This is a genomic window from Clostridiaceae bacterium, assembly GCA_012840395.1.
GTDB lineage: Bacteria > Bacillota > Clostridia > Acetivibrionales > DULL01 > DULL01.
Genome location: DULL01000109.1, coordinates 1 through 11,792, shown reverse-complemented (window position 1 = coordinate 11,792; position 11,792 = coordinate 1). Strand labels below are relative to the sequence as shown.

Annotated in this window: 14 protein-coding genes; 8 read left to right on the top strand and 6 right to left on the bottom strand. The window is 34.7% G+C overall.

Annotated elements, in window-relative coordinates; all coding sequences use genetic code 11:
• The first annotated feature begins 238 nt into the window (after positions 1–238).
• From GXX20_11905 to GXX20_11885, 5 genes are all read left to right on the top strand, one after another.
• Positions 239–745, top strand: a complete 507-nt coding sequence (locus GXX20_11905; GenBank protein HHW32355.1) for a QueT transporter family protein — start codon at positions 239–241, stop codon at positions 743–745.
• Between the two features lie 106 nt (positions 746–851).
• The gene (locus tag GXX20_11900; GenBank protein HHW32354.1) at positions 852–1,028 is read left to right on the top strand and encodes a Spo0E family sporulation regulatory protein-aspartic acid phosphatase; all 177 of its coding nucleotides are present in this window, start codon (positions 852–854) and stop codon (positions 1,026–1,028) included.
• A gap of 203 nt (positions 1,029–1,231) precedes the next feature.
• Entirely contained in the window at positions 1,232–2,635 is a 1,404-nt protein-coding gene (locus GXX20_11895) for a DUF1727 domain-containing protein (protein ID HHW32353.1), read from the top strand.
• Positions 2,636–2,643: 8 nt separating this feature from the next.
• Entirely contained in the window at positions 2,644–3,396 is a 753-nt protein-coding gene (locus tag GXX20_11890) for a glutamine amidotransferase (GenBank protein HHW32352.1), read from the top strand.
• A gap of 111 nt (positions 3,397–3,507) precedes the next feature.
• Complete coding sequence (locus GXX20_11885) at positions 3,508–4,137, top strand: HAD-IA family hydrolase (GenBank protein HHW32351.1); 630 nt, start codon at positions 3,508–3,510, stop codon at positions 4,135–4,137.
• Between the two features lie 7 nt (positions 4,138–4,144).
• On the opposite strand, the gene GXX20_11880 is transcribed toward GXX20_11885, so the two are convergent.
• Complete coding sequence (locus tag GXX20_11880) at positions 4,145–4,867, bottom strand: Crp/Fnr family transcriptional regulator (GenBank protein ID HHW32350.1); 723 nt, start codon at positions 4,865–4,867, stop codon at positions 4,145–4,147.
• Between the two features lie 161 nt (positions 4,868–5,028).
• Here GXX20_11880 and GXX20_11875 point away from each other — a divergent pair, with 161 nt between their 5' ends.
• Entirely contained in the window at positions 5,029–5,766 is a 738-nt protein-coding gene (locus GXX20_11875; protein ID HHW32349.1) for a 4Fe-4S binding protein, read from the top strand.
• A 282-nt stretch (positions 5,767–6,048) separates the two neighbouring features.
• Positions 6,049–7,614: a hydroxylamine reductase gene (gene hcp, locus GXX20_11870; protein ID HHW32348.1), complete on the top strand. Its 1,566-nt coding sequence runs from the start codon at positions 6,049–6,051 to the stop codon at positions 7,612–7,614.
• 79 nt (positions 7,615–7,693) lie between these two features.
• On the opposite strand, the gene GXX20_11865 is transcribed toward hcp, so the two are convergent.
• From GXX20_11865 to GXX20_11855, 3 genes are all read right to left on the bottom strand, one after another.
• The gene (locus tag GXX20_11865) at positions 7,694–8,263 is read right to left on the bottom strand and encodes a GNAT family N-acetyltransferase (GenBank protein HHW32347.1); all 570 of its coding nucleotides are present in this window, start codon (positions 8,261–8,263) and stop codon (positions 7,694–7,696) included.
• 232 nt (positions 8,264–8,495) lie between these two features.
• Complete coding sequence (locus tag GXX20_11860) at positions 8,496–9,092, bottom strand: SIS domain-containing protein (protein HHW32346.1); 597 nt, start codon at positions 9,090–9,092, stop codon at positions 8,496–8,498.
• 57 nt (positions 9,093–9,149) lie between these two features.
• Positions 9,150–9,809, bottom strand: coding sequence for a ribulose-phosphate 3-epimerase (locus tag GXX20_11855; protein ID HHW32345.1), 660 nt, complete (start codon positions 9,807–9,809; stop codon positions 9,150–9,152).
• Positions 9,810–10,154: 345 nt separating this feature from the next.
• On the opposite strand from GXX20_11855, the gene GXX20_11850 reads away from it, so the two are divergent.
• Positions 10,155–10,859 (top strand): triosephosphate isomerase, encoded by a 705-nt coding sequence (locus GXX20_11850; GenBank protein ID HHW32344.1) that lies wholly within the window; start codon positions 10,155–10,157, stop codon positions 10,857–10,859.
• Between the two features lie 114 nt (positions 10,860–10,973).
• Here GXX20_11850 and GXX20_11845 read toward each other — a convergent pair whose 3' ends face one another.
• Positions 10,974–11,354 carry a desulfoferrodoxin gene (locus tag GXX20_11845; protein HHW32343.1) on the bottom strand — a complete coding sequence of 127 codons (381 nt, stop codon included), beginning with the start codon at positions 11,352–11,354 and terminating at the stop codon, positions 10,974–10,976.
• Between the two features lie 304 nt (positions 11,355–11,658).
• Positions 11,659–11,792, bottom strand: a 134-nt coding sequence (locus tag GXX20_11840; GenBank protein HHW32342.1) for an S-layer homology domain-containing protein, incomplete at its 5' end; no start/stop codon positions are given.

The window sequence follows — 11,792 nt, the reverse complement described above, 5'->3', positions numbered from 1 at the left end:
GCCGCCCTGGCTGACAAACCCATATGGGAGATGCTTGTTGTCAAGGGCGTGACCGGGAATGGTTGCACTAACTTAAATATCAGGGTGTTATCTATACTTCTTTTCCCTACAGTAAATTAACGCTATCGGTTTTATGCAGTAAATTGACATATAAAATAGTATGTATTAAAATCAGTTATCAAGTAAATTATGTTATTGAACATATTATATCTGCATGACAATAATAGGAGTAGCAAACATGGTTTTTAAGAATGATAATTTAACGGGACTTACAAAAAGTCTTCGATTTATTATAGAAGCTTCTGTAATAGCAGCTCTTTATGCTGCCCTGACAATTTTATTTGCACCCATAAGTTATGGAATGCTGCAAGTCAGAATATCAGAAGCACTTACAGTATTGCCCTTTTTTACACCTGCAGCAATACCAGGATTATTTATAGGATGTATTATATCCAATATAATAGGAGGTAATGGTATATATGATATAATTTTTGGCAGTCTGGCCACACTTGTTGCAGCCATACTTTCTTATAAAATTAAAAAGCCTTATCTGGTACCTCTTCCTCCCATAATAGTAAATGCAATAGTTGTTGGCTTTATCCTGTTTTATGTTCTTAATATGCCTTTATATGCTACAATGGTCTGGGTTGCCATTGGTGAAACCATTGCTTGTTACGGACTTGGATACCCCCTTATAAAACAGCTGGAAAAATATAAAGATAAGATTTTTATAACAAAGTTTTAGAATTAATTTAAAATAAAACAATAAATAGTAAACATTTCCTAGTTACAAAACCTGAATTGTTGGTATATAAAAAATATAAACAATTTGAAAAAGGGGTGCCATCTCTGTGAACTATAATAATTCCGACAAATTGCTGTTAAAGATAAGATCTCTTCAGGACAGATTGAATACATTAATTAAAGAAGAACAGTCATTAACAGAAGAAGAAATAATTGCCATTAATAATGAGCTTGATGAGCTTATTTCTCAACACTATTCCTGTTTAAAAAACCAAGAAAACTAACACCTGGTTTCTCATTTTTTATTCACTTTTTTATACATTCTTTTAAATCTACTTTCTTGATATTCTACTTGATTTTTCATGGTAAATATTTGTTTAAAAATAATATTAAAAGTGAATATTTTTATTGAAAAGTATTTCTGATATAATATTATAAAATTTATACTAAACATTGAGTAGCATTTGATAATTATTAGGTGTAATTTATGAATTTAAGACTTTTAATCGCAGTAAGTATTGCAAAAATTATTACTATATTATTAAAAGCGGTAAAAAGAAGTGCCACAACCCTTCCTGGGAAAATAGCTCTAAAGGTTTATCCTCAGATTATTTCTGTTTTGGCTAAAAATTTTAAACTTATTATGGTGACAGGGACAAATGGAAAGACCACAACTGTAAGAATTGTAGGACGTATTTTGGAAGAGAGTTCCATTAAGTATATAACCAATAAATCTGGTGCAAACCTTTCCAGCGGTATAGCTACCACCTTCATAAACGCAGTAACTTTAACAGGAAAAAGTAATGCTTCAACAGCTTTACTGGAAGTTGATGAAGCAGCCTTAATTTCTTTAAGTAAGTTTATAGAACCGGATATTCTAATCGTTACTAATTTTTTTAGAGATCAGTTGGACAGGTATGGCGAACTATATACAACTTTAAATGGTATACGGGGATTTATATCCGGGCATTCAGGCACAACACTCATTCTTAATGCAGATGACTCCCTTTGCGCATCTTTAGGGAACAATGTAATTAATAAAGTAGTTTACTATGGCATTGAACAAGAAACAGACGCCAACATGAATGATACTGATTCGGACGCTGTTTACTGCATTTACTGCAGAGAAAAATACAAATATAGATATCATACTTACGGCCATCTGGGAGGATTCTACTGCGAATCATGTGGATACTCCCGTCCTATGACACAGGTAAAATGTATCTCCATTGATTATACAGATAGCAGCCACTCGCAGATTAAGTTAACTTTTGAGAATAAGAATAAAGATAAAGATTTACCTGAAATTCAGGTTCTGAATGGAAGAATTAATTTACCGGGACTATACAATATTTATAACGCATTAGCTGCAGCAGCCTGCGGGTATGCATTAGGTCTTCCTTCTTTAAGTATTATGAATGCTCTTGCTGGTTTTGAACCAGGATTTGGCAGAATGGAAACAATTAAAACAAATAAAAGAAATATAAATATTATTTTAGTGAAAAACCCGGTGGGATTTAACCAGGTAATTAACTTTCTTATTTCAGAAGAAAATGATAAGGACATTATGATTTTAATAAACGATGGTCTGGCAGACGGTACGGATATTTCCTGGTTGTGGGATGTGGACTTTGAAAAGTTTAAATCCACCGAGGACAGAATTAATAACATTTTTGTTTCAGGTACAAGAGGACGCGATATGGCAGTTCGTTTGAAATACGCTGGTTTTAGCACTCACAAAATACATGTGGTTGATGATTATGATTATCTGATAGATAAATGCATCAATAACTTAGATACAGATAGAGATTTATATATACTGCCTAATTATACAGCTATGCTGGAAATTAGAAAACTTCTGGCACAAAAGTTCAAATTAAAGGAGTTCTGAAAATAACAATGTATAAAATTACTATATGCCATCTCTATCCGGACCTTCTTAATATGTATGGCGACAAAGGTAATGTTATAGTTCTAAAGCAGCGTGCTTTGTGGAGAAATATATCAGTTGAAATTAAAAAGATTTCTATCGGTGATGCTTTTATTCCTGAAGACTATGACATTGTTTTCATAGGAGGCGGTCAGGATTATGAACAAAAGATCATTCAAAAAGATCTTATTTTAGAAAAGGGTACTGAAATTAAAAATGCAATTAACAATGATAAGGTTTTTCTTTGCATATGCGGAGGTTATCAGCTTCTTGGCAAATATTACAGAACATGGGAAGGAGAAGAAATAAAGTTTCTTGGTGCATTGGATTTCTGGACTATTGGAAGCAGGGAACGGATGGTTGGAAATATAGTATTTGAGTGTGACTTTTTAAAAACCGACGGGTTTGACGGTAAAATCGTAGGATTTGAAAACCATTCCGGCAGGACATATCTTGGCTCAGGTGTTTCTCCACTTGGGAAAGTAATTGTAGGTTATGGAAATAATGGAGAAGACAAGTATGAAGGAGCCATCTATAAAAACACCTTCTGTTCCTATTCGCACGGAAGCCTGCTCTCTAAGAATCCATGGCTGGCTGACCATCTCCTAAAAACTGCATTAAAACAAAAATATAAAGATTTTAATAAACTTGACAGAATAGATGATAATTTTGAAACAGATGCCCATGATTCAATGATAAAACGGCTTTATCCTCATTCGTAGTTGTAAAATCCCCTGAATATGCTATAATATTTTTTACCGGTTATCGCTCTAATAACGCCGCAAAACATTAATTTATTGCATATAACTTAATCTCTGCAAGGAAGTGAATAATTGATAAAATATCTTATTTTTGATTTTGATGGTACAATTGTAGATTCTGCATCACTTTATCTTAATTTATGCAATGAATTGGCTGAACAATTAAATAAGCCTAAAATTGACATGGATACAATTAGGTCCATGTCATCCATGACTATCAAAGAAAGATGCAAAAAAATGGGTATACCTCTTTACAAATTACCATCCTTAAGCTTAATTATCCAGGACAAGATTAAGCATCATGTTGATAAAATACAATGGATGGATGGCATGGAGGAAGTTCTTTATAAATTAAAAAATAAAGGTTATAAGCTTTTAATGATATCATCAAACTCAGTTCAAAATATAAATCACTTTCTGAAAAGCAAGAATGCAGATATATTTGAAGATATTTATACTTCAAAAGGACTTTTTGATAAATCCAAGTCAATAAACAAGCTTTTAAAAAAACGGCATCTGAAAAAAGAGGAAGTGATATACATTGGGGATGAATATCGTGATATCATTGCATGTAAAAAATCCCGAATCAAAATAATATCTGTTACATGGGGCTATGATTCGAAGGATCTCCTTCTTTCCCGTAATCCTGATTACATTGTTGACAGCCCTTCCGAACTCTATAACCTAATTTTGGAGTTATAAATCAGGGTTAACTTTCTGCCATTTTTTTTAAAGCATCCAAATCGATTATTCTGACAGAAGACCTATGGAAATCAATAATTCCTTCGTCTCTCATGCGGCACATTTCTCTTGACATGGAAGGCCTGGACACATTTAAAAATTCAGCCATCTCAACCCGTTTTAATGGAAGCATGAATATCTTGTTCCCAGTTTTTTTATATTGTTCAAGTAAATATGTACTAATTTTACCCCTTATACTTTTTATAGATAAATACTCAACCTTTTTATTAAGTAATATAGCTCGTTCAGACACAATCCTCAGCATATTCTCTATAATTAACATATGCCAGGGACAGTTCCTTGAACATGAACCTGTAATCTTATCCTTACCAAAAAAGAATACGGTACTCTCTTCCAGAGCCTGTATTGTAACCGGCCAGTTTGCTTCATTAGAAAAAGCAATGATTTCACCAAATAACTCTCCGGGTTCAATTATTTTCATTATAATTCTTGATCCTGAAAACTTTTCTTTTGATATACTCGCCGAACCATTAACCAATATTCCTACACCGATATACCTGTCTCCAGCCAAAGCTATATATTCATTCTTTTTGTAAGTACATATCTTGGGATCAAGGCAATATATCATTGAACTAATCTCATCTTTCCCTATCCCCTTAAATAAAATGGATTTTATCAAAATGCTTGTATATTTATTTAAATCTTCTATTTCATTAATTCTTTTTAGCATTTTAAACCTCTTTACATTTATTTCGGTAACCAGGGATACCGATTTATATTTGATATTTTAATATAATTAGCATGAATTAACAAGCAATGTAATTAAGATTGTTTCTTTAACTGATTAAAAACTATTTTATTTATAAATTAAACTAGAAAGGATGATTATGAATGAAAAAAGTTATAAGAATAGATGAAGAAAAATGCACAGGATGCGGTACTTGTGTGAACACATGCCATGAAGGTGCACTGCAGCTTGTAAACGGCAAGGCAAAACTTGTCTCTGAATCCTACTGTGACGGACTGGGAGCCTGCCTTCCAAATTGTCCTTCAGGCGCTTTAAGTCTTGTTGACAGGGAAACTGGCACAACCAGTGCAGCTGATAATTCAGTTAGACCGGCAAATGCTCACCTTAATGAGAAACCTTTTATTAATAATCTTGGTTGCGGATGTCCCGGATCCCATGCAAAAACAATAGAAAGGAAAACTTCTTCATTCAATGCCAGGACACATGATACAGGAATGCATGATTTCGAAAATGAATCCCAGTTACGCCAATGGCCTTGTCAGATAAGACTGGTTCCTGTAAATGCACCCTACTTTGATAATGCCCATTTGCTGATTGCTGCTGATTGTACAGCGTATGCCTATGCAAATATGCACAGGGATTTTATGAGAAATAAGATTACAATTATCGGATGTCCTAAACTTGACGCTACTGATTACTCGGAAAAGCTTGGAGAAATTCTGAAAAACCATGATATTAAGAGTATAACAGTACTAAGAATGGAAGTACCATGCTGTGGAGGACTTGTGCAGGCTGTAAAACAGGCTCTCATAAACAGTAACAAAATGATACCCTGGAGCATAACAATCATCAGCACAGACGGTAACATCGTAGAAACTTAGCCTTTCTTTATTTAAAGCTAAGCCTTTTGAATAAAATATAAGTCGATAATTGATGTATTTGTTTACAATTTATGTTATTATGTATGTATGAATATTTGCGTTATATTTGTCTAAAAATGAAAAATATTGCATTATCAATAAAGTTTAAACGAATATTTCATAATCCGTTTAACCTATATCCATGTTTAAATTAATACTAACTCAAATAATCTTAACTTAACCACACTTTAAGCTTTGCTTTAGATAAAAACAAATAATAAAATTCGTAAGGAGGTTTTTTCAATGTCAAATATGTTTTGTTTTCAATGTGAACAAACTGCAGGAGGAAAAGGCTGTATTAGAATGGGAGTCTGCGGCAAAAAACCAGAGGTATCCAACAAGCAAGATGAACTTACATGTGCCTTAATTGGCCTCGCAAGGGCTGCCGAAGGTAAACAAACCAGAAAAGAAGCAGATGAAATAATGATTGATGGACTTTTTGCAACAGTTACAAACGTAAATTTTGACGGTAACCGTATTGAAGAATATATAAAAACTGCTGCTAAAGAAAAAGAGCTGCTTGGAGGTGCAGAAGATTTCCCGGTTGAATCTCTCTGGAAGGGAGATGAGGATATAGTTTCATTGCGTTCCACATTGCTGCTTGGACTCCGTGGAATGGCTGCATATGCTCATCATGCTTATGTTTTAGGCAAGACAGATCCTGAAGTTACAAAGTGGTTTTATAAAGGTATGAAAGCTCTTGGCGATGAACATACAGTTGAAGGTTGGCTGGATCTACTAATGGAATTTGGCCAGGTTAACCTGAAATGCATGGCGCTTCTTGATGAGGCAAACACTTCAGCATACGGACATCCTGTTCCGGTTAAAGTTTCAACAAAGATAGAAAAAGGACCTTTCATTGTTATATCAGGCCATGACTTGCATGACTTAAAACAGTTGCTGGAACAAACAGAAGGCAAAGGAATTAATATCTATACTCACGGTGAAATGCTTCCTGCCCACGGATATCCTGAGCTGAAAAAATATACTCATTTAAAAGGCAATTTTGGCACGGCATGGCAAAACCAACAGAAAGAATTTGATTCCATCCCCGCTCCAATACTTTTTACTACCAACTGCCTTATGCCTCCAAAACCAAGTTATGCAGACCGGGTATTTACTACTTCTGTAGTAGGTTATCCTGAAATAAAGCATATTCCTGAAGGAAAATACGGTAAAAAAGACTTCAGCCCAGTTATACAAAAAGCCCTTGAGCTGGGAGGATGGGATGAGGATAAAGAATTTACCGGCATAAACGGCGGTTCTACTCTTATGACTGGTTTTGCAAGAAATACAGTCCTTGGAGTGGCTGATAAAGTTATCGATGCAGTCAAGAGCGGAGCTATAAAGCACTTCTTCCTTGTAGGGGGCTGCGATGGTGCAAAACCAGGAAGAAATTATTATACAGAATTTGTTAATAAAGCACCAAAGGATACGGTAATACTTACACTTGCTTGTGGAAAATACCGTTTTAACGACCTGGACATTGGAGAAATCGGAGGACTGCCTCGTATAATGGATATGGGACAGTGCAATGATGCTTACTCTGCAATACAAGTAGCGTTGGCCCTTTCAAATGCTTTTAACTGCGGAGTAAATGAATTGCCACTAACTCTTGTACTCTCCTGGTATGAACAAAAAGCTGTATGCATACTTCTCACCTTACTGGCATTAGGAATAAAGAAAATATATATTGGACCTTCACTGCCGGCTTTCTTCTCCTCAAATGTGCTTAAAGTACTAGTAGATAAATTTAATTTGAAACCTATAAGCACACCTGAAGAAGACTTAAAAGCAATTCTGGGTTAATAACATTCTGGCCACTCTCTCAAAAGGAGTGGCCTTTTAACTTCTTTATCTTGCCCAATATTACTTTAATTATATTATTTTACCTAATTTTATCCTTTATCACTTGCAATGCTTTTTCATATTCATTTTCAAAACCGCCTGCATATTTCTCCTTACAAAACTCGAAACCAGCTTTTAGATATACACCAATGGCCTTGTAACTCCATGTCTGGGTAGGAAGATAAAAGTCCCTGTCACCTTCAATAAGTATCATTCTTCTCACGCCCTCAAAAACTATGGCTTTTCCCATGCCAAGCCCCTGATATTCTGGTTTGACTGCCACCCAATGCATCCAGGGATCACGTCTTTCACCGGTATATCCCCACCAATTGGTCAATGTGGCAATTTTTTCTCCTTCTTTATTCTGTATAAAAATGGTCCTTCGTTTAACTTCCTCTGTATAGGGCAAATAGTTTTCCCTGTAATAATTAACTGCCTCATAAACATTATTAAATTCTCCAACCGATGTCTCAATTTCTGCCCAGTGCCTTTCATCTCCTTCAATAAAAGTAACAAATTTATAACCATCCGGAAGTAATGGTTCAGGGACAGGAGTTCCAGCCTTTCTTACCATTATGACTCTAAAAAACGGGAGGGATTTATCAAGCACAGTCTAATCTCCTTATAATTTTATTTTTTAACTATACAAACTGAAAATTATATTTCACTGGTTAATAAGCACTTTTCTAATTAACAAATAAGATATTATAAACATTGTAAATCTATATAAAAATACCTCTTATGTATATTAATTATATTGTATAAAATAAGAGGTATTTTATAAATGCTTAATTATCATCTGTATTTATTTGTAAGAGTTTTGAGTTTCAGTAACTTTAAATTTACCGTTTATTCAGACGTTCCCCTACTGCTCCGCCTGGATGAATTAAAGCAAATTGCTCGGAAGTATAACCTGTTTCTTCCATAATTGCAACAATTATTGCGTCAAAAAGAGCAATAGTAGCTACAAAGCTGGCAGTTGCCTGTGTATTAAATTTATCGCTTTCCTTTTCAATCTTAAGAGGAAGAACAATATCTGCACTCTTTGCCAAAGGTGATTCAAGATTCTCTGTAACAGCTATAAGAGTGGCTCCTTTTTTCTTACATACATCCATAATCGGCATTAATTCAACAGTCTTGCCACCTCTGGACACCAGGACCAAAGTATCACCTTTTTTAAGTCCTCCCAAACCTCCATGTACTGCTTCTGCAGGTGAAAGGAAAAATCCGTTTATCTCAACACAGCATAATCCATGGGCAAATTTTTTGGCGGCTATTCCCGAATGGCCGCATGCACAGGTTATTGTTTTATTGCTGGAAATAATAGCCTGCACAGCTTTTTTAAAAGCTTCAATATCAATGTTTTCCGCTACGTCAGCAATAGCTTTGCTCTCAATTTTTATAGATTCTAAAGCAGCTTTAAGAGATTGTTCTTTCATTTTCTTATCCTCCATACTAAATTATTCTTTATCAAAAACTTATCTTCAAACCATATATTATAAATTAGAAACTTTCTCTCTGAACGCTTTTACTGCGCCTGCTATATCAGGGGCATTAAATATAGCACTCCCGGCAACTATTATATTTGCTCCCGCCTTAACAACATCTGCCACATTATGGGTGTAAATTCCGCCATCTACTTGCAAATCACAAGCTGGGTTATGTTTGTCGATAAGCTTTCTTGTGCGGTCTATTTTGTCAAGTGATTCTGGAATAAAAGACTGACCTCCAAAGCCTGGTTCAACAGACATTATAAGCACCATGTCCAAATCTTTGATAAGATGTTCTATTTCTTCGGGTTGTGTTTTAGGTTTAATTGAAATACTTGCTTTAGCTCCTAACCTCTTGATAAGTTCAATGGTTTCCTCAACCTTTTTGGTTGCTTCATAATGGAATGTGATAATGTCAGCTCCTGCTTTAATGAAGCTTTCAACATATCTTTCCGGTTCAACTATCATTAAATGAACATCAAAAACCATTTTTGAATGAGGACGCAAGCATTTTACTATTTGCGGCCCAATAGACATATTTGGTACAAACATACCATCCATAACATCAATATGTAGGTATTCAGCTCCTGCTTTCTCTACGATTTCCACGTCCCTTGCCAGGAAAGCAAAATCAGCTGAAAGCATAGATGGTGCAAGTTTTACCAAATCAATCACCTCTTTTCGTTAAACTTTGTATGCATGAAATGCATTTTCAAAACAGTACATCGTACAATGTTATGCCTTAATTTATATTAATCCAAATGCTTACAAAAATCAATAGCAAAAAGATTTTATAGATTAAAGCAATAAATATGTAACTAAATTATAATATTAACGTAATAGTATAATAATTATATCGAAAATAATTAATAACATATTATTTAGTGTTTCGTAACAAAACAGTAGACACATTTTTTCCTTTATGTTATAATTTTCATTAATTTAGTATTGTTTTGATACATATTGTTTTATGCTGGCGAAGTCGGCATATATAAAACTGGAGGTAATAATATGTTAAAGAATTTTAAAATTAAACCACCTTTTTTTGAAATTGGTCCAAAAGCTTATATGTACGGTAAAGAACTGTTAGAACTTGCAAAAGTTGCAGACAGAGTATCTGCCAAATATGATGTACAGATTATATTTACTCCTCAATATACAGATATTCCCGCAATTGCCAGGGAAACCAGTCATTTATTGGTTTTCGCCCAACATATGGACCCTATAACAGTCGGAAGAGGCTTGGGTTCTGTACTTCCTGAAGCAGTTAAGGCTGCCGGCGCTGTTGGTGTAATGTTGAATCATGCTGAAAAACGTCTCTCTCTGGCTGAGTTGAACAAGGCTATAAAACGTGCTGATGAGGTCGGACTGGCAACCATAGTTTGTGCTGATACTATTGAAGAAGCAGCCGCTATAGCACATCTTGCTCCCAACATTATTGTTGCAGAACCGCCAGAATTAATTGGTACAGGTCAAATAAGCGACATGGATTACGTGAAAAAGTCAATAGAAGCTGTACGTTCTGTCAATCCTGATATATATGTTTTGCAGGGAGCCGGAATAAGCAATGGACAGGATGTATATAACATAATAAAAGCCGGAGCAGATGCAACTGGTTCTACCAGCGGAATAATGAAAGCAAAAGATCCTGCCGCAATGATTGAAGAAATGATTTCTGCCGCGCGTAGAGCATGGGATGAATTACACAATAAATAAATGAGTAGTTCTTCACTGAAAATAAAAGGGTAGTTCTTCACTGAGCTACCCTTTATAATTTCACATTAGCATTATTTGGATAATTTCATATTACTAAAGCTATCAAATTACTTGTTATTTGACAGGAGCTTTCCAAAGTCCATGGAGGTTGCAGTATGCATATACTTCAGCATCTTCTGCATCACAGAATTCAGCTTTAGGAGCTTCTCCTGGTTTTAGGACTTTTTTCTCAGTACTTCTGTCAGTCACTACAGCAATCCACTCAATATAATGTGCATCAGTCATAGGATGCTCGACAGATCCTACTTCTACATAGATCTTTCCATCTTTTCTTACAGCAACAGGTACATGTTTTTCTTTTGAGGCGTCAAATGTATTAGGCTCTAATTTTGTCATTGGCTGGCCGCAACATACAAGTTCCCCGCCCCCTTCTCTGATCAGTCCTACTAAATTGCCACAAACCTTACACTCATAAAATATAACTTTCCTAACCATTTATTATCCTCCTTCATTAATATGCTTTCTCTAAGCATTTCTTTTATATTTAATACCCTATAAGCCTTAAGTTAAACAAAAATTATTAAGTAAAATTTTGGTTATTCGATATTCTCTTTTATCATTTTATTTCTTCCAGGGCATCTCTTCTTCTAAATATTTCTATATTATTTAATGATTTGTTTCCTATTGATATTAGCTTGGTTTACTTATCTAAAATATATAAAAGAAGAGGCAAATGGAATCTCTGCCCCTTCTTATTATAATTGTTAGTAACTGTTAAATTTTGTTATAGCGTTCACTTCTATCTAATAATCTGCAATAATACTGCGATCATCTTGGATGCTTCTGCCCTTGTTGCACTGCCTTTAGGATCAAAGATGTTGTTGGGCTTTCCGGATATTATTCCGGCTTTTTGCATCTTTGATACTGCTTCTT

Coding starts and splice junctions, on each gene's coding strand:
- hcp (HHW32348.1), top strand. CDS start 6,049: ATGTCAAATATGTTTTGTTTTCAATGTGAACAAACTGCAGGAGGAAAA.
- GXX20_11905 (HHW32355.1), top strand. CDS start 239: ATGGTTTTTAAGAATGATAATTTAACGGGACTTACAAAAAGTCTTCGA.
- GXX20_11875 (HHW32349.1), top strand. CDS start 5,029: ATGAAAAAAGTTATAAGAATAGATGAAGAAAAATGCACAGGATGCGGT.
- GXX20_11895 (HHW32353.1), top strand. CDS start 1,232: ATGAATTTAAGACTTTTAATCGCAGTAAGTATTGCAAAAATTATTACT.
- GXX20_11860 (HHW32346.1), bottom strand. CDS start 9,092: ATGAAAGAACAATCTCTTAAAGCTGCTTTAGAATCTATAAAAATTGAG.
- GXX20_11880 (HHW32350.1), bottom strand. CDS start 4,867: ATGCTAAAAAGAATTAATGAAATAGAAGATTTAAATAAATATACAAGC.
- GXX20_11890 (HHW32352.1), top strand. CDS start 2,644: ATGTATAAAATTACTATATGCCATCTCTATCCGGACCTTCTTAATATG.
- GXX20_11850 (HHW32344.1), top strand. CDS start 10,155: ATGTTAAAGAATTTTAAAATTAAACCACCTTTTTTTGAAATTGGTCCA.
- GXX20_11845 (HHW32343.1), bottom strand. CDS start 11,354: ATGGTTAGGAAAGTTATATTTTATGAGTGTAAGGTTTGTGGCAATTTA.